This is a genomic window from Sodalis sp. RH15 (assembly GCF_047324255.1).
GTDB lineage: Bacteria > Pseudomonadota > Gammaproteobacteria > Enterobacterales > Enterobacteriaceae > Acerihabitans > Acerihabitans ligni.
This window is the reverse complement of record NZ_CP178738.1, coordinates 506,200-529,433: the sequence shown is the minus strand read 5'-3', so window position 1 is coordinate 529,433 and position 23,234 is coordinate 506,200. Positions and strand designations below refer to the sequence as shown.

Annotated in this window: 23 protein-coding genes; 15 read left to right on the top strand and 8 right to left on the bottom strand. The window is 56.5% G+C overall.

What is annotated here, in order from left to right; translation table 11 throughout:
* Positions 1-67 precede the first annotated feature (67 nt).
* The 4 genes from rpoH to ftsY all read right to left on the bottom strand — a co-directional run bounded on the left by rpoH (position 68) and on the right by ftsY (position 4,272).
* Positions 68-925 carry an RNA polymerase sigma factor RpoH gene (gene rpoH, locus ACL2XO_RS02355; protein ID WP_132923908.1) on the bottom strand — a complete coding sequence of 286 codons (858 nt, stop codon included), beginning with the start codon at positions 923-925 and terminating at the stop codon, positions 68-70.
* Between the two features lie 179 nt (positions 926-1,104).
* On the bottom strand, positions 1,105-2,085 hold the full coding sequence (gene ftsX / locus ACL2XO_RS02350; RefSeq protein WP_132923909.1) for a permease-like cell division protein FtsX: 981 nt from the start codon (positions 2,083-2,085) through the stop codon (positions 1,105-1,107).
* On the bottom strand, positions 2,075-2,743 hold the full coding sequence (ftsE, locus tag ACL2XO_RS02345) for a cell division ATP-binding protein FtsE (RefSeq protein ID WP_132923910.1): 669 nt from the start codon (positions 2,741-2,743) through the stop codon (positions 2,075-2,077). The genes ftsX and ftsE overlap by 11 nt, the downstream gene beginning before the upstream one ends.
* 5 nt (positions 2,744-2,748) lie before the next feature.
* On the bottom strand, positions 2,749-4,272 hold the full coding sequence (gene ftsY, locus ACL2XO_RS02340) for a signal recognition particle-docking protein FtsY (RefSeq protein ID WP_413742113.1): 1,524 nt from the start codon (positions 4,270-4,272) through the stop codon (positions 2,749-2,751).
* A gap of 246 nt (positions 4,273-4,518) precedes the next feature.
* Between ftsY and rsmD the strand changes: the two genes are divergently transcribed.
* Positions 4,519-5,124 carry a 16S rRNA (guanine(966)-N(2))-methyltransferase gene (rsmD, locus tag ACL2XO_RS02335; protein ID WP_413726295.1) on the top strand — a complete coding sequence of 202 codons (606 nt, stop codon included), beginning with the start codon at positions 4,519-4,521 and terminating at the stop codon, positions 5,122-5,124.
* Positions 5,114-5,380 (top strand): DUF1145 family protein, encoded by a 267-nt coding sequence (locus ACL2XO_RS02330; RefSeq protein WP_132923913.1) that lies wholly within the window; start codon positions 5,114-5,116, stop codon positions 5,378-5,380. The genes rsmD and ACL2XO_RS02330 overlap by 11 nt, the downstream gene beginning before the upstream one ends.
* A 77-nt stretch (positions 5,381-5,457) precedes the next feature.
* On the opposite strand, the gene ACL2XO_RS02325 is transcribed toward ACL2XO_RS02330, so the two are convergent.
* Positions 5,458-5,784 carry a DUF1820 family protein gene (locus ACL2XO_RS02325; RefSeq protein ID WP_132923914.1) on the bottom strand — a complete coding sequence of 109 codons (327 nt, stop codon included), beginning with the start codon at positions 5,782-5,784 and terminating at the stop codon, positions 5,458-5,460.
* 218 nt (positions 5,785-6,002) lie between these two features.
* Between ACL2XO_RS02325 and ACL2XO_RS02320 the strand changes: the two genes are divergently transcribed.
* The gene (locus ACL2XO_RS02320) at positions 6,003-6,629 is read left to right on the top strand and encodes a lysoplasmalogenase (RefSeq protein WP_132923915.1); all 627 of its coding nucleotides are present in this window, start codon (positions 6,003-6,005) and stop codon (positions 6,627-6,629) included.
* A gap of 2 nt (positions 6,630-6,631) precedes the next feature.
* On the opposite strand, the gene tusA is transcribed toward ACL2XO_RS02320, so the two are convergent.
* Entirely contained in the window at positions 6,632-6,874 is a 243-nt protein-coding gene (gene tusA / locus ACL2XO_RS02315; RefSeq protein WP_413726294.1) for a sulfurtransferase TusA, read from the bottom strand.
* A gap of 373 nt (positions 6,875-7,247) precedes the next feature.
* On the opposite strand from tusA, the gene ACL2XO_RS02310 reads away from it, so the two are divergent.
* The 3 genes from ACL2XO_RS02310 (at position 7,248) to ACL2XO_RS02300 (ending at position 9,052) form a co-directional block, all read left to right on the top strand.
* Positions 7,248-7,913 (top strand): 7-cyano-7-deazaguanine/7-aminomethyl-7-deazaguanine transporter, encoded by a 666-nt coding sequence (locus tag ACL2XO_RS02310; protein WP_203524447.1) that lies wholly within the window; start codon positions 7,248-7,250, stop codon positions 7,911-7,913.
* A gap of 47 nt (positions 7,914-7,960) precedes the next feature.
* A complete protein-coding gene (locus tag ACL2XO_RS02305; RefSeq protein ID WP_413742112.1) occupies positions 7,961-8,395 on the top strand; it encodes a GNAT family N-acetyltransferase in 435 nt (144 codons plus the stop codon).
* Positions 8,396-8,494: 99 nt separating this feature from the next.
* Positions 8,495-9,052 (top strand): DcrB family lipoprotein, encoded by a 558-nt coding sequence (locus ACL2XO_RS02300; protein WP_132923919.1) that lies wholly within the window; start codon positions 8,495-8,497, stop codon positions 9,050-9,052.
* A 192-nt stretch (positions 9,053-9,244) separates the two neighbouring features.
* Here the strand turns inward: ACL2XO_RS02300 and ACL2XO_RS02295 are convergent, their stop codons facing one another.
* Positions 9,245-10,477 (bottom strand): MFS transporter, encoded by a 1,233-nt coding sequence (locus ACL2XO_RS02295; protein WP_413742111.1) that lies wholly within the window; start codon positions 10,475-10,477, stop codon positions 9,245-9,247.
* Between the two features lie 162 nt (positions 10,478-10,639).
* Positions 10,640-11,614, bottom strand: a complete 975-nt coding sequence (locus ACL2XO_RS02290) for an alpha/beta hydrolase (protein ID WP_413726292.1) — start codon at positions 11,612-11,614, stop codon at positions 10,640-10,642.
* Positions 11,615-11,945: 331 nt separating this feature from the next.
* Here ACL2XO_RS02290 and aegA point away from each other — a divergent pair, with 331 nt between their 5' ends.
* The 9 genes from aegA (at position 11,946) to ACL2XO_RS02245 (ending at position 23,226) form a co-directional block, all read left to right on the top strand.
* Entirely contained in the window at positions 11,946-13,958 is a 2,013-nt protein-coding gene (gene aegA, locus ACL2XO_RS02285) for a formate-dependent uric acid utilization protein AegA (RefSeq protein WP_413742110.1), read from the top strand.
* 211 nt (positions 13,959-14,169) lie between these two features.
* Positions 14,170-15,546 carry a hypothetical protein gene (locus tag ACL2XO_RS02280; RefSeq protein ID WP_413742109.1) on the top strand — a complete coding sequence of 459 codons (1,377 nt, stop codon included), beginning with the start codon at positions 14,170-14,172 and terminating at the stop codon, positions 15,544-15,546.
* Between the two features lie 338 nt (positions 15,547-15,884).
* Positions 15,885-16,481: a hypothetical protein gene (locus tag ACL2XO_RS02275; RefSeq protein WP_413742108.1), complete on the top strand. Its 597-nt coding sequence runs from the start codon at positions 15,885-15,887 to the stop codon at positions 16,479-16,481.
* Positions 16,482-16,820: 339 nt separating this feature from the next.
* Positions 16,821-18,101, top strand: a complete 1,281-nt coding sequence (locus tag ACL2XO_RS02270; protein WP_413742107.1) for an acid phosphatase — start codon at positions 16,821-16,823, stop codon at positions 18,099-18,101.
* A gap of 118 nt (positions 18,102-18,219) precedes the next feature.
* Positions 18,220-19,149: a LysR family transcriptional regulator gene (locus ACL2XO_RS02265; protein ID WP_413726288.1), complete on the top strand. Its 930-nt coding sequence runs from the start codon at positions 18,220-18,222 to the stop codon at positions 19,147-19,149.
* A 99-nt stretch (positions 19,150-19,248) separates the two neighbouring features.
* Positions 19,249-20,427, top strand: coding sequence for an MFS transporter (locus tag ACL2XO_RS02260; protein WP_413742106.1), 1,179 nt, complete (start codon positions 19,249-19,251; stop codon positions 20,425-20,427).
* Positions 20,428-20,490: 63 nt separating this feature from the next.
* Positions 20,491-20,643 (top strand): hypothetical protein, encoded by a 153-nt coding sequence (locus tag ACL2XO_RS02255; RefSeq protein ID WP_165934182.1) that lies wholly within the window; start codon positions 20,491-20,493, stop codon positions 20,641-20,643.
* Positions 20,644-20,706: 63 nt separating this feature from the next.
* Entirely contained in the window at positions 20,707-21,900 is a 1,194-nt protein-coding gene (locus ACL2XO_RS02250) for an MFS transporter (RefSeq protein ID WP_203524454.1), read from the top strand.
* Between the two features lie 162 nt (positions 21,901-22,062).
* On the top strand, positions 22,063-23,226 hold the full coding sequence (locus ACL2XO_RS02245; RefSeq protein ID WP_413742105.1) for a hypothetical protein: 1,164 nt from the start codon (positions 22,063-22,065) through the stop codon (positions 23,224-23,226).
* Positions 23,227-23,234: the final 8 nt, after the last annotated feature.

Sequence of the window (23,234 nt, the reverse complement as noted above, 5' to 3'; positions counted from 1 at the left end):
GCCGCCCTCGGCAATGAGGGGGCCTGAGCTTATTGACAAACTGCCCGGTCGGGACAGGCCTTGCAAATTACGACTCTATCGCCATCCGCATTTTTTTCATGGCGTTTTTTTCCAGCTGGCGCACGCGTTCCGCAGAAACGCCGTATTTATCCGCCAGTTCCTGCAGCGTGGTCTTGTTGTCGTCATCCAGCCATCTGGCGCGGATAATATGCTGGCTGCGCTCATCCAGGCCTTCCAGCGCCAGGCCGAGCTTGTCCGCCGCATGATCATCCCAGTTGTCTTCTTCAATGCCGTCGGCGAAATCGGAAGACTTATCCTGCAAATAGAGCATCGGGGCCATGGATTGCCCCTCGCGGACATCTTCATCCGGGGTCGGATCAAAGGTCATGTCCTGAGCCGCCATGCGCGATTCCATTTCACGCACGTCTTTACTGGTGACGCCGAGTTCTTGCGCCACCATCTCGACTTCGGCCTGATTGAACCAGCCCAGGCGCTGTTTGGTTTTGCGCAAATTGAAGAACAGCTTGCGCTGGGCCTTGGTGGTGGCCACCTTCACGATGCGCCAGTTGCGCAGAACGTATTCGTGAATTTCAGCTTTAATCCAGTGCACGGCGAAAGAAACCAGCCGGACCCCTACTTCAGGATTGAAGCGGCGCACCGCTTTCATGAGGCCGATATTGCCTTCCTGGATTAAATCCGCCTGCGGCAGACCATAACCGGAATAATTACGCGCGATATGGACGACAAAGCGCAGGTGAGACAGGATAAGCCGCTTGGCCGCCTCCAAATCGCCCTGATAATGCAGTTGTTCAGCCAAAGACCGCTCTTCCTCCGCCGTAAGCATAGGATAGGCATTGGCTGCCCGGATGTAGGCTTCCAGACTGCCTTGGGGAACCAGGGCTAAAGCTTGCATATCTTTAATCATTCAAGTCCTCTCGCTAAATTCTCATATGCTGTCACATCAAGCGGCCGTTGTATTACGGGCAACTTTTGTATCAACAGCCGATATTAAGACCCACTCGCAGCATATTAGTTCAGGTTAAAACGTAACATAGATCAGCTTGTGCGGTTGTAATATCGTTGTCCGATTATAACAAAAAAACATCATTGGGGTGTAAAACGACGTAAATGTTGCACCGTCGCCAGCCAGGCCGCCAGCCAGCCAATCATGGTGGAAATCAGTAATAGCAGCAGAATCTCCGACCAGTCAAGCCCGTGCAGGGCAAAGGTGGTGCCGAACACCGAGGCCACCTTCTCCACCACGGATTGCAGCCGCCATACCAGGGCTTCCGACAGGATCAGCGAAACAATGGCGCCGCCCAGCCCCAGCAAAGCCCCGCCGTTGAGAAACGGCCGCAGGATAAACCCATCGGTGGCCCCCAGCAGCTTCATTACGTTGATGGTGTCACGGCGGCTGAAGATGCTCAGACGGATGCTGTTGCCGATAACCAGGAATACCGCAACGATCATCAACACGCCGATGGTGGCCGCGACCTGTCCCACCAAATCGGTCAGGGCCGCCAGCCGGGCGAACCAGCTGTCGTCCATTCGCACCTCATCCACCCCAGGCACCGCCGCGACCCGATCCCGCAGCGTTTTAAGGGTGTCGGCGCTTTGGAAATCCAGCTTCGGCGTGATGATGGCCACCGCCGGCAGCGGATTCTGCTCCAGCATATCCAGCGCGCCGCCAAAGCCCGACCAGTTACGGAATTCCCCCATCGCCTCTTCTTTGGAAAGGTAATTCACCTTATCCACTCCGGCTTCCTGCTTCAGGCGATTCATGACCTTGAGGGCCGCATCATCATCCAGGGTTTTATCCAGATAGACGGTGAGCTGCGGGCTTGGATACCACTGCGCCGCCGCCTGGCTGACATTTTTCCATACCAGATAACATATGCTGGGCAACGTCAACGATATGGCAATAACGGTAACGGTTAGGAGAGTCGCTAACGGCTGGCGCCGCATATCTCCGAAGGCGTTGCTCCAGGCATAAGCCCACTGTTCGCGCCAGCCGCCCCGCAGAGCCTTGCTCTTGGCCGCTTTGGCGCCGCTCGCGGTCTGCGGCCGGTTAAGTTTATTCGCCATCAACGCCCCCGCCCATTCTTCCCTGATTCAGCGACATGATACGATACCGCCGCCGAGCGATCAGCGCCAGGTCGTGGGTGGCCATCAGTACCGTCACGCCTACCCGGTTGAATTCTTCGAACAGCCGCAAAATATCCTCCGACAGTGCGTCGTCAAGATTGCCGGTGGGCTCATCCGCCAGCAGAACCGCGGGCTTGTTCACCACGGCGCGGGCAATGCCCACCCGCTGCTGTTCGCCGCCGGACAATTGGATGGGATAGTTACGCGCTTTATCCAGCAAGCCGACCTTGTCCAGCGCCGCCGACACCCGGCGCCTGATATCCTCGGTGCTCGCTCCCGAGATAATCAACGGCATCGCCACGTTGTCGTAAATGGTTCTGTCCAGCAGCAAATGATGATCCTGGAAGATCATGCCGATCTGGCGACGCAAGAAGGGCACTTCGCCATTTCTCAAGCGGCTGATATCGTGACCGTCAAAAAAGATATGACCCGCGCTAGGCCGTTCAATACCGCAAATCAGTTTGAGCAAGGTACTCTTACCCGCTCCCGAATGGCCCGTCAAAAAGGCCATCTCGGCCGGACGAAGGTGGAAATTGACACTTTGCAGTGCCTGCCGTCCGCCGAGATAAGCTTTGCTGACGTGTTCAAAGCGAATCATCCTAGTTAATCCTCTCGGGCAAATAGTGCCTCTATAAAATCATCGGCGTTAAAGGGCCGCAAATCTTCGATGCCTTCCCCGACACCGATATAACGAATCGGGATGCCGAACTGATCGGCTACGGCAAAAATAACCCCGCCCTTGGCGGTGCCGTCCAGTTTCGTCAGCGTAATCCCGGTTAACGGCACCGTTTCATTAAAGAGTCTCGCCTGGCTGACGGCGTTCTGGCCGGTGCTGGCGTCCAGGGTCAGCATAACCTCGTGGGGGGCGTCCGCGTCCAGCTTTTTCATGACGCGGACAATCTTCTTCAGCTCATCCATAAGATGGCTTTTGTTCTGCAATCGGCCGGCGGTGTCGGCAATCAGGACATCGATGCCGCGGGCCTTGGCCGCCTGGATGGCATCAAAAATCACCGATGCGGAATCGGCGCCGGTATGCTGCGCCACCACTGGGATTTGATTGCGCTGGCCCCAGATTTGCAGTTGCTCCACCGCCGCCGCCCGGAAGGTGTCGCCGGCCGCCAGCATAACGGTTTTGCCTTCCGCTTGGTACTGGCGCGCCAATTTGCCGATAGTGGTGGTTTTACCGACGCCGTTCACTCCCACCATCAAAATAACGAACGGGGTTTTGCCGCCCACCTGCAAAGGCTGGCTGACCTTGGCCAGTATAGCGGCCATTTCCTCTTTGAGCTTGCCGTACAACGCATCCGCGTCTTTCAGATGGCTGCGATCGGCATGTTCAACCAGGCTGGAGATGATTTTGCGCGTGGTTTCCACCCCCACGTCGGCAATCAGCAATTGCTCTTCCAGCTCGTCGAACAAATCATCGTCTATTTTTTTACCGCGGAACAATCCGATAAATCCGGATCCGAGATTTTGTTTGGTTTTAAGCAGCCCCCGTTTGAGACGGGCAAAAAGACCTTCGCGGGTCGGGCGCGCCTGCTCGGTAACCGGCGGCTCAGCCATAACGGCGCCCAAAGGTTCCGGTTCCCATTCGTCCGCCGGCGCGAGATCCCGGTCGGGGCGGACATCCTCCGCCAGCGTCAATGCGGCCTCATCGCGTTGGACGGGGCGCTCGTCCGCCGGAGGGAGGACACCGTCCAAGGCGGAGGCATCACGGGGAGCAGAAACACTGTCCAAGGCGGGGGCATCACGGGGGGCGGGAACACTGTCCAAGGCGGAGGCATCACGGGGGGTGGGAACACTGTCCAAGACGGAGGCATCACGGGGCACCGGAGAGGGGGACGCCGTTTCTGCCGCCGGCGCCGTATTGCGGCCGCCATCGGCAGCCGGCGTGACCGCGGCCTGCTCTTGCGCCACCCGCTCGGTGACGTCGACGATATCCTTGGCGGTGCGCACGGCGTCAGATTCACCCGCCACGGGCGCAACCTGCTTCGCTACGGTATCCGCATTTTGCTCAACGGCCCGGTCATCAGCTTCCCCCGGCGCCGGCCGGGGGTTTTCCTGTTCCTCATCCGGGCGCTTGAGGCCTAACCAGGACAAGAAACCGCGTTTTTTATCTTTTGCCATTTGCGACTAGACTCCTCGCCTGATAATCATGGCGGATGAATATACCCGTCATCTTTGAAGCTATTGGGTATAACGTGACTGATTAACCTGATAGTTTATCACTTTTCCCCGTGCCCCAACACGTAAGGCTCGGCTTTTCAGCTCTATTGGCGAACTGTGACGAATTAACATTCCCCCCGGGCCATCGGGCCGGTAGAATATCCCCTGATACGGCTTATCAACCGTTTGAGTGACCACAAGGCGCATATGGCGAAAAATCCCCCCTCCCGTCCCGCCGGGCAAATACGTCTGATCGGCGGTCAATGGCGCGGACGTAAATTGCCGGTTCCCGACAGCCCCGGCCTGCGCCCCACCACGGACCGGGTGCGGGAAACCTTGTTCAATTGGCTGGCGCCGAAGGTGCAGGACTCCCGTTGCCTGGATTGTTTCGCCGGCAGCGGCGCATTGGGTCTGGAGGCGCTGTCCCGCCATGCGGCGGCGGCCACGCTGCTGGAACAGGATCGGGCCGTGGCGGCGCAGCTGGATAAAAACCTGCGGCTGCTGGGGGCCGGCAACGGACAGGTGGTGGTAACCGACAGCCTGCGCTGGCTGGCGCAGCCTGGAGAACCCTACGATGTGGTTTTCCTCGATCCGCCGTTTCGCAAGGGGCTTATCGAACAGACGGCGCAATTACTGGAACAACATCACTGGCTGTCGCCGGACGCCTGGATTTATATCGAAACAGAGACGGAAACCGGTACGCCGGCGATACCCGCCAACTGGCGCCTGCATCGCGAAAAATCCGCAGGCCAGGTGGCATACCGGCTATTTGTCCGTCAAGGCATACCACAGGAGCACAACGATGTGGATTAATCTCGGTCGTTTAATGATGGTGCTGGTCTGGTGTTTTTTGATTCTGAACGTGATCCAGCCCTTCCCCAGGCCGCTGAAATATTTTTTTGATGTTGCCCTGATATTCATGGTGCTGATGCATGTTTTGCAACTGCTGCTGCTCAAGATCTCCCTGACGAAAAACGAGCCCAAATTCACGATCCTCTTTCAGATCAGGATGTTTCTTTTCGGCATATTCGAGATGCTGGCCTGGCAGAAAAAATTGCGGCGGCCCTGAGTTATACGCAAATGCTTGTCAAACGCAGGGCTTTCGCGCAGGGGCGCCGCGCGCTCAGAAGTGTCGCGGCGAACGGTTCATGTTCTGGGGCTTTTACCCGGAAAATAGGGTAATACCGTGACATTGTCGCCCAGTTCGGAAATTCGCGCGCTGCCTTTTTCGGTCACCACATCAATACGAATCACGGCATGAAGCGGAATATAACTGCGGGTGACGCCTTCGAATTCGGTTTTCAGCTTCTCCTCGGACGGATCCACCAGCACGGTGCTATGACTGTAAAAAACAAAATCACCGATTTCAATAAAGCCGAACATGGCGCTCTGGATAAGCTCACGGACAAAAAGCTGATAGTTTTTGCCATTGTTGATAAATTGAATCCGATATAGGGGTTGTTCGCTGCTCATAACCCGGCTATCTCCCTAAATTCTGGGTTAATGCATTTTGCATATAAAAAATCTGGCGCTAACATAGCATGAAGCGCAGTCGCGACGCATCTTCCTTGCTTAATCTTGCTTAAACATATACCGATCCCTACGTTGGAGCGACGATCGGCACCCGAATTCCAACTTTTGATTTCGCTGTTTCATGGATTATTAGCTCTGCACATCTATAAGGAAAAAAAATGCTCTGGTCATTTATCGCGGTTGTGCTGTCGGGCTGGCTTTTTGTTGATGCCGCCTATCGCGGCCCGGTCTGGCAGCGCTGGTTATTCAGGCCGGTCACCCTTTTGCTGCTGTTGGCCCTGGCATGCCAGGCGCCGGTCATCACCGCCACCGGTTATCTGATCATTCTTGGTTTGCTGGCGACCATGGTGGCCGATACCTTGCTGCTTTTGCCAAGGGAACGGATGATGTATGTCATCGGCGCGTATTTCCTCTCGCATCTGCTTTATACCGTCGGTTTCGCCAGCCAGATGACCTTTACCGTTTTCTGGCCGCTGCCGGCGGCATTGTTGATCGTTGGCGCGGTGTTGATAGCGGTGATATGGTCTCGTCTTGAGGAGCTGCGCTGGCCGGTTTGCACCTATATCGCGATGACACTGCTGATGGTTTGGGTGGCGGGAGAGCAGTATTTTGCCCGCAGCAACGACCATGGGTTTTCATTGCTGGCCGGCACCGCGCTGCTGCTGCTGGCTACCGTGGTATGGCTGGTCAGCCATTACCGCTATCCGTTCGGGGCGGCCAGGGCGGTGATCGCAGCCGGTTATTTCGCCGGTCACTTTTTGATCGTTCGCTCGCTGTACGTCTGATATTACCCTTTGCGCAGCAGGTAACGGTAGGGCGGACGATCGATTGTCTGCGCCACCAGGGTATGCTCCATATAGCGGCAAAAACCGGGGATGTCGCGGGTGGTGGCCGGATCGTCGGCAATGATCAGCAGGGTTTGTCCGGTATCCATGTCGCGGACGGTTTTGCGTACCAGCATGACCGGTTCGGGACATCGCAGCCCCTGGGCATCAAGGGTACGGTCGGCTTCGGCGAATGGATCTGACATAAAGATGTTTCCGCATTCAGTATCTAAATAAAAGGAACAGCGTAGGGGGATATTGTCGCCCAGCGGCATGCTCTCCCTTTAACAGGCTCGTTGCACGTCCGGTGATAGCGGGCCTAGCGCGCCGTGGGGCGCTCGCCTTCCGTTGAGCAGCTAAGCCCGAGCGCTATGCCTGATTCCGCTTTCACCCGTACACGTGAAGTTTACCTCGGTGAAATTCCGTTGCAAGCTTCAGCGGGTTCAATGATAAACTCTGCGGCTGCGTTATCAGTATAAACGGATAGCAGCATAACCTGATAGGATGCGCGCCGCGTAACAAAAATGGCGCGCTGGTTGTTTTGGGTTCCCTCACCCCATAGCTAAAAAAGGCCGCAATATGTTTGAATTTACTCCCCGGCAGCGTCTGCGCGCGCTGTTCTGGCTTGCCTTGTTTCATATCATTGTCATTACCTCGAGTAACTACCTGGTGCAACTGCCGGTGACCATTCTGGGTTTCCATACCACTTGGGGCGCCTTTACCTTTCCCTTTATTTTTCTGGCCACCGACCTGACGGTACGAATTTTTGGCGCGCCGCTGGCCCGCCGGATAATACTGGCGGTCATGGTCCCGGCGCTGCTGGTGTCCTATGGCGTCTCATCGCTATTCTTCCTGGGCCGGTGCCAAGGGTTTGGCGCCCTGGGCGTATTCAACCTGTTCGTGGCGCGCATCGCCTGCGCCAGTTTCATGGCGTACGCTTTGGGCCAAATTCTTGATGTCCATGTATTTAACCGCCTGCGCCAAGGCCGGCGCTGGTGGGTGGCGCCGTCGGCATCAACGGTATTGGGCAATCTCAGCGATACGCTGGCGTTCTTTTTTATCGCTTTTTATCACAGCACCGATGCTTTTATGGCAACCCATTGGGTGGAAATAGCCATCGTAGACTATACTTTTAAACTACTGATAAGTTTGCTTTTCTTTTTGCCGATGTACGGGGTGTTGCTCAATCTGCTGTTAAAGAAATTAAGGCAACAGCCGGAAACCGGATTTCTCCAACTGAGTTAACGTCCGGATTGGTCTATTCTTGGCGTACTCGCTATCGGGAGATTGCCATGACTGTCTTCTTGCGCACCGCCAGTGCGAAAGAAATTCATCTGCTCTATGCTCAGTTACCCGAGTTTGATACGCGGCATACCCTGCTGGAAATCGAAATGCGGCTGCAAAACCAGCCGCATCATCTGCTGATGGCGGAAGCGGACGGTCGTCCCGCGGGGTTTATCGCCGGTTATGCGCTGGACAGTATGCTATTTTGCAGCTGGCTGGGGGGTGTATCACCCGAGTACCGCCGCCGGGGTTACGCCAGCGCCCTATGGACGGCACAGGAGGAGTGGGCCCGAGCGCGGGGTTATAGTAAGATTACTGTAAAAACACGCAACCGCTTCAAAGGGATGCTATTGTTTCTCATAACAAATCATTATCGGTTGACGCGAGTGGACGCGCAGGATGCTGAAGAGGAAAATTTGGTATGGCTGGCAAAAAGCCTTTGACTCAGTGTTAATGACTTTTCATACCCTGATTAATTCGTACGGGCTATCAGACTAAATGCCGACCTACCGGCTGAGAAAATGGAGTCATTGAGGAAATATATGCGGAATGTAGCGAAGTATGTGGGTATCGGCATGCTGGTTATCGGTCTGGCGGCTTGTGATAATAAAAATGATCAAAACGCCACCGCCGGCAACAGCGCGGCCCAGACCCAGACGACCAACAAGGTGAATCTGCTGGGAGGCAAGCTGGCCTTTGCTTTGCCGTCTGATATTACCGATCAAAGCGGTAAAGTGGGCACTCAGGCCAATAATATGCACGTTTACGCCGATGAGTCCGGCCATAAGGCGGTTATCGTGATTCTTGGCGACGACACCCCCGAAAGCCTGGAGCAGTTGGCGCAGCGGATGGAAGAGCAGCAGCGCGCCCGTGACCCGGACCTGCAGGTGGTGACCAACAAAGCCATCACCGTTAACGGAGCGCCCCTGCAACAGCTGGACAGCATCGTTTCCAGCGGCGGCAAGCCGGCCTATTCCTCGGTGGTCTTCGGCAAGGTGGACAATCATTTGTTGACCATGCAAGTCACGCTGCCGGCCGGCAATCAGCAAAAAGCCCAAAGCGACGCCCAAACCATACTGAATACCATCACCATCAAATAACCGCGCTACCCTCGGCGACCACGGCTCGCGGCGACGAGGGGCCGTAATGCCGTCGGTAAAGCATGCGTCGCCGGCGCTATCCCGGCGGCTGTCCGCAGCGCTTAACGCGAGAGTAGAATGCGTCTCCGGAATGCAATCTCCCGCCCCGGCAGGCCCATACTGCGAAGTGTTCCGGTATCAAGCCCGTGCCCTTCAGCCTTCCTGGCCGGAAGCCCGGTGCCGTAAAACGCGACGCTGAAGCGACAGAGTCATTAACAAGGCGATTATCACCAGAACCGCGGCGGCGAGATAAATCGACGAAACGCCGGCGTGGGCCATCAGCAGCCCCGCCAAGGGGCCGACAATCCCCAGGGATAAATCCATAAACGCCGTGAAGGTGGCCAGGGCGCTGCCCTGATTTTGCGGCGGCACCTCTTTCATCGCCACCACCCCCAGCGCAGGGAACACCAGGGAAAATCCCGCCCCGGTAAGCAATGCCCCCGCACCCGCCAGCCAGGGCAAAGGGGCCTGCCACACCAGCAACAGGCCCAGCGCTTCCACGGTAAAGCAGCCCATGGATACCCGCAGGCCGCCGAAGCGATTAATACTGTTGGGGAAAAACAGCCGGGTACCGACAAACGCCACGCTGAACAGCGTAAGGGCAAAAGCCGCCCCGCTCCAGTCCTTGTCGGCATAAAACAAGGTGATGAAAGTCGCAATAACGCCGAAACCGCAGGAGGCAAAGGCCAAAACCAGGCCATAACGCCAGATAATCCCAACTACCGCACTGAACGGGATTTGTTTACCGGCGACGGTTTTCACCTTGGGACGCGGTATGGCCGCCGCGATGGCAAGGCCGGCCACCAGGATGATAAATGCCGACAGCAGTCCCAGGCCGCCGATGGCGTGCAGCCAGACCCCCAGCGGCGCCCCAACCGCCAGCGCGCCGTAGCTGGCCACGCCGTTCCAGGAAATCACCCGGCCGATATGCATAGATCCCACCGAGCCCACGCCCCACAGGGTGGCGCCGGTACCGACAAAGCTCTGCCCGATACCGAGAATGATGCGTCCGGCGCACAGGAAAAGCAGGGCCGTTACCGGCCAGGAATCCATAAGTAATGACAGCAGATAGCCTACGCCGCTTAACAGACAGCCGCCCAATCCCAGCACGACAATGCGTTTTGGCCCGACCCGGTCGGCATACCGGCCGGCCCAGGGACGGCTTATCAAGGTAGCAAGATATTGCAGGCTGATGACCAGTCCGGCCCAAAAGGCGCTATAGCCCATATGGTTATGCACATAGCCGGGTAACACCGCCAATGGCAGTCCGATAGTCAGATAATTAACAAAATTAAAGACAACGACGGACATTATTTTCAGGTTGAGACGCCATCCGCTGGCGGCCGGCTGGGGAGAGGTACCACGCATGGCCATCATCATACTCATACAAAAGGGGCGGTCTCACCGAAGCCGCCCTGTGAACAAATAGTTAATAACTATAACGAATGGTAACGATCAATTCATCGTGGGGATGCCAGAATCACCGGGCATTTGCCCAAAAGCGCACTTTTTGTGCTCCTGCATGGCCCTTATTTCTTGCGCAAGGCGTTAAAACAGATGTTCTTTCAGCTGTGCCGCGGCCTGCAGCAGCGCGCTGCGCACTCCCGGCACCTGCTGCAAGGGATTGAGCAGGCCGAAATCATGGATCAAACCGTAATAGCATGTCAGGGTGGTATCCACGCCCGCCTCGTTAAGTTTACGCGCATATGCGATGCCTTCATCTTTCAGTACATCGTACTCCGCCACCTGAACCAGGGCCGGCGGCAAACCGGCCAATTGTTCCGGCAGCGCCTGCAGGGGCGAGGCGGTGATTTCCCGCCGCTGCGCCGGGTCGGTGGTGTAATTATCCCAGAACCACTCCATCATGCCCTTGGTCAGAAAATAGCCTTCCGGATAACGCTGGTAGGATTCGGTAGCAAAATCCGCATTGGTCACCGGCCAGAACAAGACCTGATACTTAAGGGAAGGCCGGCCGTGCTCTTTTGCCATCAGGCTGACCACCGTCGCCATATTGCCGCCTACGCTGTTGCCCGCCACCGCCAGCCGGGATCCGTCGATATTGACGGCGGCGCCATGCTCCGCCACCCAACGCGTAGCGCCATATGCCTGCTGGATCGCCGTCGGATATTGCGCTTGCGGGGAGGGGGTATAGTTGACAAATACTCCCGCTGCGCCGCTTTCCACCACCAAATCCCGCAGCAGGCGTTGATGGGTGAAGTAGTCACCCATTACCCAGCCGCCGCCGTGGAAAAACATAAAGGCCGGTAACGCTTCGTTATGCCCGGCGGGACGGACGATATTCAGGCTCAGCTCCTGGCCGTCCACCACAATGATTTGTTCGGACTCGTCAATGCCGTCGAGATTGACCCCAACAGATTTTTGCAGCCGGATCAGCACTTCACGGGCAGCCTGTGGCGATAAGGATTCAACCGGCGGCGCATCGGCGGCGTTAAGTGATTTGAGAAAGGCTTCCACCTGCCGGTCGGTTTCGGCCCGTTCAGGGGCAATGGGTGAGTGACTCATACACGTCTCCTGCATACAAAAATCGATGGGTTCTAAGCAAAAGAATAGCCGCGAAACCGTGGGCACGCAGAAAAAGCGGCGGCAGGCAGGCGCGCCTCTTTTGCCACCCCGCCCATCGGGGTTGGGCATTTACACCAAAAGCGGGGAATGTTTACCGCAGCCTGCACAAACCGGCGCTGCCGCCCGGTTTTATTGTAAAAAAAGGATTGCGCTCGCGGAATAGTAACCTTTATAAAGATAAGGTTATTTTGCCGCCTGACTGCCCGGCTCCGGGCGGAACTCTCCTATTATGTATGCGGCGAGGGGCTATACCCGCCGCAGGAAAAATACCATGAACAGATTTGTCGTCGCAGAACCAGAAACCTGTATCGGCTGCCGCAGCTGCGAAGTGGCCTGTGTCGTCAGCCATCACGGCGGCCTCTTCCCCGATAAACGCGAATACTTCACGCCGCGGCTGCAGGTAATGAAAGGCGCCGCCGCCAGTTTTGCCGTGTCCTGCCGCCATTGCGAAGATGCCCCCTGCGCCGCCGTCTGTCCCAACGACGCCATTATCCGCAGCCATGATTCCATTCAGGTGCGTCAGGCGCTCTGCATCGGTTGCAAAAGCTGTGTCATCGCCTGTCCGTTCGGCATGATAACCGTGGTAACCGAGACCGTGCAGCCCGCCAGCCGTCGTCTGGCGGAGTCCTACCAACGGACCGAAGCGCAAAAATGCGATTTATGCGCCGACCAAAACTACGATCCGGCCTGTGTCCGCGCCTGCCCGACACGGGCGCTGCACATCATGGATGAACGGCAGATGAATGAACGGCAGCAGCAAAAACGTCTGGCCGCCGCCCTCAGGGATCCCGCCGGCCATCTGTTCGGTCCGGACCGCCGGACCGTTGTGCCGCCATCGTTTACCGTTCCCGGCCCGCTGCCGGTGGTAAAGCTGCTCGATGCGCCGCGTCCTGCCCGGCTGGAAGCGGGCAAAATTCCCCTTGAACAGCGAAAAACCACCTTCGCCGAGATTTACCGGCCGTTTACCGAGGCGCAGATCGGCGAACAGTCCGCGCGCTGCCTGCATTGCGGCGAACAGACCTTTTGCCAATGGACCTGTCCGCTGCACAACGCCATTGCGCAGTGGATCGCGCTGGCCGGACAGGGCCGCATCATTGAGGCGGCGGAGCTCAGCCATAGCACCAGTAGCCTGCCTGAAGTCTGTGGTCGGGTCTGTCCGCAGGATCGCCTCTGCGAACAGTCATGCACCCTTAACGAACGCCAGGGCGCGGTGACCATCGGCCATATCGAGCGCTACATTACTGAAACGGCGCTCGCCGCGGGTTGGCGGCCGGATTTGACGCAGGTTAAGCCCACCGGCAAACGGGTAGCGGTAATCGGGGCCGGCCCCGCCGGGCTGGGCTGCGCCGACATACTGGTGCGCAACGGCATCCAGCCGGTAGTGTTTGACCGTTACCCCGAGATCGGCGGCCTGCTGACCTTCGGCATTCCGGCCTTTAAGCTGGACAAAAGCGTCATGATCCGCCGGCGGGAAATTTTCAGCGCCATGGGCGTGGAATTCCGGTTGAATACCGAAATCGGGCGGGACATCACCATGGAGCAATTACTGGAACAGTTCGATGCGTTGTTTTTGGGGGTGGGGACCTATCAATCCATGCGTTCCGGCCTGGACCATGAAGACTCCGCCGGCGTGCTTGACGCCCTGCCCTTTTTAATTGCCAATACCCGCCATTTAATGGGCTATACCGATACCGATGAACACACTTTTACCAGTATGGAAAAGAAAACCGTTCTGGTATTGGGAGGCGGCGATACCGCCATGGACTGCGTGCGCACCTCGCTGCGCCAGGGTGCCACCCGGGTTGTCTGCGCCTATCGCCGCGATGAGAAAAACATGCCCGGCTCGAAGAAGGAAGTGAAAAACGCCCGGGAGGAAGGGGCGGAATTCATGTTCAACCTCCAGCCCCTGCGCTTTGAGGTTAATGAACAGGGACAAGTCACCGGCGTTACCATGATCCATACCGCCATGGGCGAACCGGATGGATCGGGCCGCCGGCAGGCGGTGCCCATCGCCGGATCCGAGGAGACAATTAGCGCCGATGCGGTACTGCTGGCGTTTGGTTTCCGTCCGCACCGCATGTCCTGGCTGGCGGATCATAACGTGACGCTGGATAAACAGGGACGGGTAGTGGCGCCGGTGGTGTCGGGTTATCCGCTGCAGACCAGCAACCCCAAAATATTCGCCGGCGGCGATATCGTGCGCGGAGCGGACCTGATCGTCACCGCCATCGCGGAAGGACGCAAAGCGGCGCAGAGCATCGGCAGCTACCTGAGGGATTTATAACCATGACGGGGCGACCGGGCCGATTAGCCGCCTACCCCCCGCCGAAGCACCGCTGTCTATCCCTGCTTCATGTGGATAAATAGTACATAATCAAAAGTGTTTCGTTTAACTTAGCGATATTTTATTTACCCGGTTTTCTACCTAATATTTCGGCATGACACTTTTTCGATACGACAGATAATATAAGTCTGCATAATATTATGGATTAACCATGCCAGCCTATAGGGTATACACCAAAATCAATGCCAATATTCCCCCTAGCTCTTTGCTGTATGATTTATGCATTTACCGGTTGGATTCGAAAAAAAAGAGATTCACACTTCTCGATGTCAAACAACAGCCGTTAAACAACAATTACGAAACACAAAGGCACACTACTCAGGAAACCAGCGACGCGCTTTCTGTGATCTATATTATGGAAGTGGTTTTGTACCGGAAAACCATGCTGAAAACGATTTGTGTCGTCGAGGAGCCATTTACCCGGATGTACAGCCTCGAAGAATTCACCACCGGTAAAGCCTTCTCTCCAAGCAAGCATGAAAACCCCTGCTATTTTGTAACCACCGGCCAAACCCGTCCGGTAAACGAAGGGAATAATGGCCATATTGTCACGATCTCTGAGCCTGAAAGACCGTTTGTTGCGCAAAAATACCCTATAGGCGACCCTCGCGATCCGTTTGAGCAGGAGGATATAGAAAAACAGATTTTCTCTCGGTTTCATCATATGGATTACCCCACCCAAGGGGATACCAGCTTATGTGGCTCCGCTGCTTTCTTTTACTGCCTGCAAATGGATCGGCCTGATGTCTATGCGCAGGCGGCGCGAGATCTCCGGCGCCACGGCAGGACAAAAATAGGCAATCTGAATATCGTCCCCAGCGAGGGCTGCCGTCATCCTAAAGGGTCCTTTTACGATAACAAAGGTTTCCCGCGGGTTTCCGGGCTGGACTGGATGACGCTGGCGGGGCTCAGGGACTCGGAAAACTATGTTATGCGTTACGATGCCGTGGATGATAAGGCGGCCGGGATTACCACCTGGGGGAAGCTGTCTCAGTGGTTTGAGAAAGCCGGATATCAAAAGGTGTTCGATAATACCGGCTTATCCCACATCAATCAGCATGATGTGGGGATATTTAATGATTATGTACGTAACGGCTACTGGGTCGTCACGTGTTTGGAGGATTGGTTTTCAAACCAATGGAATGAAATGAGAAAATTCATTATTTTAATTTATTGTGTTCTTTTGACGTCATGCGCAATAAAAGCCCGTGTCCTTCCCGACGGTCCTTTTCTAAAGGATGCCAAGGTCAGCCAGCCTTATGAGGATGTGATTATTGTAGGAGGGGCTATATCTAATAGAGTTATTGCGGAAATATATCCCGCGGATTCTGGCCTGTCTTGGGCTCCCAGTGACTATGAAGGGCCGGTGCTGCCTGTAACGGCAAAAGATTATGGCAGAATCAGGATATTCGGAACGCCAAAAGAAACCGGCGATATCCGGGTGACCATAGCAGGTACCGTTTATGGCACCATGCTGCAAAGCGGATCGGAATTTAAAAAGACTTATACCGTTAAAGTCGGATCGTAATTGAATAGTTTATTTGCATACATGATAAGGGATGGGGTTGCAGCGTTAATTTCCTGAATTGCCGTTCCAAATAATTGAACCTTATAGAAACCATCAGGCCATGGCCGGCGGCCAGTACCGCCGGACCAGGGTGATGCGGTAGGCATATCATCTGTTTAGGCACGTTGCGCCGAAACCGCTATCGGGCCTGGGTCAAAGGAATAGGCAATCTGAATATCGTCCCCAACGAGGGCTGCCGTCATCCCAAAGGGTCCTTTTACGATAACAAAGGTTTACCGCGGGTTTCCGGGCTGGACTGGATGATGCTGGCGGGGCTCAGGGACTCGGAAAACTACGTTATGCGTTACGATGCCGTGGATGACAAGGCGGCCGGGATTACCACCTGGGGGAAGCTGTCTCAGTGGTTTGAGAAAGCCGGATATCAAAAGGTGTTCGATAATACCGGCTTATCCCACATCAATCAGCATGATGTGGGGATATTTAATGATTATGTACGTAACGGCTACTGGGTCGTCACGTGTTTGGAGGATTGGTTTTCAAACCAATGGAATGAAATGAGAAAATTCATTATTTTAATTTCTTGTGTTCTTTTGACGTCATGCGCAATAAAAGCCCGTGTCCTTCCCGACGGTCCTTTTCTAAAGGATGCCAAGGTCAGCCAGCCTTATGAGGATGTGATTATTGTAGGATGGGCTATATCTAATAGTGTTAATGTAAAAATATACCCCGCGGATTCTGGCCTGTCTTGGGCTCCCAGTGACTATGAAGGGCCGGTGCTGCCTGTAACGGCAAAAGATTATGGCAGAATCAGGATATTCGGAACGCCAAAAGAAACCGGCGATATCCGGGTGACCATAGCAGGTGCCATTCATGGCACCATGCTGCAAAGCGGATCGGAATTTAAAAAGACTTATACCGTTAAAGTCGGATCGTAATTGAATAGTTTATTTGCATACATGATAAGGGATGGGGTCGCAGCGTTAATTTCCTGAATTGCCGTTCCGAATGATTGAACCTTAAAGAAACCATCAGGCCATGGCCGGCGGCCAGTACCGCCGGACTAGGGTGATGCGGTAAGCAGATCAGCTGCTTAGGCACGTTGCGCCGAAACCGCTATCGGGCCTGGGTCAAAGGAAGAGCGCATTTGCCAAGGTGGAGTTTGAGCGGCCGGTTTGTCGCCGCATCGTTGACATTAAATTGTCATAAACGCGGCCTAGCTTAATGATGTTGTGACGTTTTCCTTCTTTTGTCTCGATTAGCTAAAAGGACTCGACATGCGGCATACCTATTCTTTCGTCGTCGCGGCTACCGCGATGCTCATTTCCTCGGCCTGGGCGCGACCGAATGCGGAGGATCCGGCCCAAATCAGCGCCATCGTGGATACCACCTCGTTCTACAGCCTGAACGCCGACTACCTGGAGCTGGATCAGCACGTGCAGGATGCGTTGCGCAAATCGCTGCAAGGCGACGCGGCAACCCTGACCCGTCCGCAGTTGGATAAAGCCAAGCAAACCGCCAAGCAAGCGGATAAAAAGTGGCTGACCCAATCCGGCTATGATTTTGCCGTTAAACAAAATCAACAGGCAGGCATCGCCCTTTTATCTGATTTTTCGCAGTTAACGCCGGAAGTACAAAAGCGCAGCTTGGCGATAGTCACCCAAATCAATCGTGACGCCACCAAGGGACAGCGGCAGCAGGCGCTGGTGGATGCGGAAGGGCAGAACTATCTGTTTTTCATCGCCGATGCACTCGGTCCGCGGCTCGGTAAAGCCTTCCTCGCCGCCTATCAAAACGGCGAAATGGGCAAGGCCGCCGCGCTGATAAAAACCTCGGAAATCAGCACCGGCGCGGCCAAAGACCACTTCAATTATCCCCGCCCTTTCCTGCAGCCCGGTAATGAAATTCATCTGGTGCCGGATGACATGGTGGTCCAGGATAACCATCCTTACACAGCCACCCAGGGCGCCTTCCCCAGCGGCCATACCAATACCGGTTACACCGATGCCCTGCTGATGGGGGAGATGATCCCGGAACGCTTCGTACCGCTGGTGGATCGCGGCGCCCGCTACGGCTACTCCCGTATCGTGCTCGGGGTGCATTATCCGCTGGATATCATCGGTTCCCGTATGGTGGCTGAACGCAACGTTGCCCATTTTCTTAACGATCCCCGCTACCGCGCACTGTTTGAAGAAGCTAAACAGCAGTTGCGCGGCGCGCTGGAGAAAGAGTGCGGCGTCTCGTTGGCCGAATGCGCCAAAAGCCAGGGCCAGGCCGACCCTTATCTGGGCAGCGGCATGACCTCGTTCTATCGCTATACCATGACCTACGGTTTGCCGAAGGATAGCGCCGCGCCGGCCAGTGCCGTCAAGGTGCCCGCTGGCGCCGAAGTGTTACTGGAAGGGCCGTTGCCTAACCTTTCGGCAGCTCAGCGCCGGGCCCTGCTGGTTAAAACCGCCATACCGAACGGCTACCCGCTGTCCGCCGGCGAAGGGGAGCAGAATTTCTGGCAACGCCTGGATTTGCATGATGCGGCGCTGATGGGACATGCCCGCTAACGCTATGGCCGCACTATTTTGCCGCACTTAAACAAAGGGGAAACACATTCCCCTTCCGCTTCCCCAGCCGGAAAGGTAGACTGCCGGGAGTGATTTAATCATTCCCGGGAGGAATACCATGGACCGGCTGGCGGCGATGGAGACGTTCATTTGCGTGGTGGAAAGCGGATCGTTTACCGCGGCATCCCGGCGCTTGAATCTCGGCCAGCCGGCGGTGTCCAAAACCGTCGCCCAGTTGGAAGAGCGGCTCGGCGTCAGGCTATTGATTCGCTCTACCCGCGGCCTGACCCCCACCGAGGCCGGTGAGGAGTATTACCAGCGATCCAAACGCGCCATGGACGATATTAATGAAGCCGAGGTGGCCGCCCGCGGTTCGGGATCGGGATTAACCGGCCGGCTGCGCATTTGCGCGCCGGTCACCTTTGCCCGCCTGCATATTCTGCCCCATCTGGGCGCCTTCCTGGCCCGCAATCCCGACCTTTATATTGATGTGGTGCTGGACGATCGCCATATCGACCTTGTTTCCGAAGGCATCGATGTGGCGCTGCGGCTGGGCGATCTGCGGGATTCAAGCCTGATAGCCCGCCGCCTCGCTACCTGTCGCCTGCTGATTTTAGGTACGCCGGACTATTTCGCCCGCGCCGGCGAACCCCGGATACCGGAGGATTTAGTGGCCCATCAGGCGGTAGTCTATACCCAGCGCGGCGGCGGCGGCTCCAAATGGGTTTTCAGCCGCCATGGGGAGGAGCGCATCGTCCATGGACGGGGCCGGGTGAGGGCATCCGCGGCGGAGGGCATCCGCACCCTGGTACTGTCGGGTCTGGGGCTTGCCATGGCGTCGGAATGGATGTTCGCACCGGAATTGGCCGCCGGCCTGGTGGTTCCGGTGCTGAACGACTGGCATCTGCCCACCATGGATCTATGGGCGGTTTTTCCCACCGGCCGCATGGCCAGCGCCAAGGCCCGGGCATTTGTCGCCTACCTCGCCGAAGTGGTTCAAGGCGCTTCGTCGCCCATGGCGAACCCACTTTATTCTCAACAGGAATAAATACTATCTTTTTGCCCCCACTACCCGCCCGGCGGGACATCCTTTATTCTTCCGTCATCGAACGCCGACCGGAGTCGGCCACTGAATGGATGGAATAAGATGTCTGTCGCAACGTTAATACCCAATGAAAAGACCGACGCGCTCGGCGCCTGGCTTATTTTCGCCATGGCGGCGGCCTGCGGTATCGCGGTCGCCAATATCTATTACAACCAGCCGATGCTGGTGGTCATTTCCGCCAGTTTCCCCGGCCGGTTCGCCACCGGCCTTATACCCACCATCACCCAGTTGGGTTACGCGGCGGGGCTATTGCTACTGGTGCCGCTGGGGGATTTGCTGGAAAGGCGCAAATTGATAGTGGCCCAGTTTTTGACTCTGGCGCTGGCGTCCTTGCTGGCGGCGTTTGCCCCTTCAGCCTGGGTGCTGTTGGCGGCTTCGCTGGTGCTGGGCATCGGCGCCACCGCGGCGCAGCAAATCGTCCCGCTGGCGGCCTCCATGGCGGAACCTGCCCGTCGCGGCGCCGTAGTGGGCAGCGTGATGAGCGGTTTATTGTGCGGCATTTTACTGAGCAGAACCCTGGCGGGTCTGGTAGCCGTCTATGTCGGCTGGCGGGGAATGTTTATGCTGGGCGTGCCCCTGTCGCTGCTCGGCGCCTGGCTGATGGCCCGGATGCTGCCGAAAACCCAGGCGCAAACCGCCCTGGGCTACGGCGCGCTGTTGGCTTCCCTGGTGCATCTGTGGCGTGAAGAACCCCGCCTGCGCCAGGCAACCCTGACCCAAGGGGCGCTGTTCGCCGCGTTCAGCGCTTTTTGGACCGTACTGGCGCTCTATCTGGCCCAGCCCGCCTTTCACCTCGGCGCCGGATATGCCGGTTTGTTCGGTGTGGTGGGCGCGGCGGGCGTGTTCGCCGCTCCCGCCGCCGGCAGGCTGTCGGACAAGCTTGGCGGCCGCCGGGTAATCATGAGCGGTGTGGGGCTGGTATTGGCGGCATGGCTGCTGTTCGTGGGCTGGACATCCTTAACCGGCTTAACGGTGGGCGTAATATTGCTGGACCTTGGGGTGCAGAGCGCGCTGGTGGCCAATCAACACATTATCTTCGGTTTGCGCGAAGAGGCTAAAGGCCGGGTGAATACTCTGTTTATGGGCGGGATGTTTCTCGGCGGCACTTTCGGTTCCATGTGCGCGATGCTGGCCTGGGAACGGGCGGGCTGGCAAGGCGTGGGTTATCTCGCCATCCTGCTGACGCTGCTGGCGGCGGCAGCCGTCATGCCGAAAAAATAAATTCCATGGTTATTTACCAATGATTAATTTGATTGAGAAACATTCATTACCTACAATCCGCCCATGGCATTAAAAACCGCCGCCGGCATTTATGCCGGCAGCGACGCGGAACTGATGTCATGCATACGGTTCGGTTTGCGCGTGCCGGGGAAAACCGGACGCGCCAAAGAAGAAATGCCTGGGCTGGTTGAACTGGCCCTTAAAGTCGTAGGGTAGATTTCGTCTTGAGAAATCGGCCCTTTTTTATTGGGGAATAGTTATTCCCATTTAAGGGATCCCATGACACAACCATCGCAACCACCGGCTTTATCCAGGCGTCTGACGCTGATCCTGGCCACCGCCTGCGGCCTGATCGTCGCCAATATCTACTATGCCCAGCCCCTGGCCGGAGAAATCAGCCGCGCCCTTGGCCTATCGCCCCAGGCGGCCGGACTTATCGTGACAATGACGCAAATCGGCTATGGACTGGGACTGCTTTTGATCGTGCCCCTGGGTGACCTGTTCGAAAACCGCGGGCTGACGCTATGCGTCATGGGCGTGGGTATTGCCGCCCTGGCGACGGCGGTACTCGCCCATACCGTCAGCCTGTTTTTGACCGCCGCGGTGTTTATCGGGCTGGGTTCGGTGGCGGTGCAAATACTGGTGCCCTATGCGGCGCATCTTTCCGCCCCCGCTCTGCGGGGCAAAGCGGTGGGCGACGTGATGAGCGGTCTGATGCTGGGCATCATGCTCGCCCGCCCGGTATCGAGCCTGATCACGCATTTGTCGTCGTGGCGGATGGTATTCATTATATCCACCCTGGTAATGATCCTGCTGACGCTGACGCTGGGATATGTTTTACCCGTCCGCAGACCGGCCCCGGGACTACGCTATCGCGCGCTGATGGCCTCTATCGGCAGCCTGGCGGTGCATAATCTTACCCTGCGGCGGCGCGCCCTTTACCACGCCGCCCTGTTCGGCGCGTTCAGCCTGTTCTGGACCGTGACGCCGTTGCTCCTCACCGGACCGGAGTTTCATCTTTCCCAGGTGGGGGTGGCGCTGTTCGCCTTTGCCGGGGTGGCCGGCGCCATCGCCGCACCCATTGCCGGACGTGTTGCCGATCGCGGTTTAAGCAAGCCCGCCACGCTGTTTGCCATGCTGGCCGCCGGCACGGCGTTTCTGCTTACCCATATCGGCGATACGGGTTCTCACCTGAAGCTGGGCATCCTGGTCTTGGCGGCGATACTGCTGGATTTTGGCGTCACCATGAACCTGGTGATTGGCCAGCGGGCCATTTTTGCTCTGGGAGAACACTACCGAAGCCGTCTGAACGGCATCTATATGGCCACCTTTTTTGTCGGCGGCGCCATAGGCTCGGCCCTGGGGGGATGGGCCTATGCCCAGGGCGGGTGGGGGCTTGCTTCTCTTCTGGGCACCGCACTGCCGGCGATTGCATTATGTTATTTCGCCTCCGAGCGACCCGCTACAGAGTGACCGTATCAGGCCGGGGACACCCCCGGCAATAACACTTTTCCTTCCGGCGCATGCCCGGCCCTATACTCTTTTTCCTGCGATGTTACCCTATGGAAACGCTGAGCATTCAGTGACCCAATCCATAACGCATAAAAGCCGTTGCCTCAAAAAGGAGGAACTACTATGGACGCTATCGCCCCCCCGGATGTCGCAGGCTATCTTATCTCGTTCCCTGCCTTGCGTAATGAATTGCCCCGCCAAACCGAGGCTTTACTGCAACGCCTGCGCGCCGCGCAGAATTGCTGCAGCCATTGCCGTCCGCTCTGGCGGCAATGGCTGCAGATAGCGGACAGCGCATTGTTATCCGCCGCCGCCCGGGGGATGAATGCGGCGCATCCCAGCAAGCCTATCCTTATAGCCCTGAAATGCATGCGTTCCCTTAGCGCCAGGTTGATAACGCTGGAAGATCGGGCCGCTCTGGCCCCCATCGGCATCAACCCCGCCTCTCTCCCTACGGAGGACTTGCCGGAATCTACCCTAATATACATTACCCGCTTGGTGAATATGCGTAACGGCAAATCGGAAGCACAGGCCGACGATAGGGAGCGCGCCGCCATGCATTATTATTCCCGACAGGCCATGAATGGTTTATTGAAAATGGCGATAAAATACCGGCTGCGTCAAACCATAATTAATCGTAATCGTGATTATTATTCCGGAGATAATGATTTGCCTCCATACCGGGATACCGCCGGAAAGACCATAACCATACAAAATATCGCCGACCTTTCCGCCATCGCCGATTCAGGGAAACATTACCGTGCACAGGCGGTTAGGCCCTTTATATCATTAACGTCAACCGGCGCCGAAAGAGGGAGGTTATTTCATTATCTGGATTGTCGCATCTTAACCGGCGATGATGTACCGCCGCAGGAATCCCGCCTTATCGGGCAATGGGGAGTGGTGGCCGCCAAACTCATCCCTCGGGCTACCTGTTTAGGGATTTTTGCCGGTGTCCTGGTCTCGCCGCAGGAAATGGGAGACGCCGATCTGTTTGACCATGCATATATTATCGACCTCTCGTTAAAAGGACAGCCGATAACCTATCTGGACAGTGACGGCATACTGTCAAAAATCAATACGCGTTATAAATACGATGATCACGGCATGCCCGTCAGCCAGGCAAAAACCGGCTACAATGTTGAAAGCGCGAAATTCAAGGCCTGCCTCGAAGGTGGGCGAAGAGTGAATGTTATCGCGTTATTCGCCACGGAAGATATTCCCGCCGGCCGGGAAATTCGTCTCAATTATCACATTCCGAGCGCATTGATTTTAAATAATCAGTAACGGTTCTC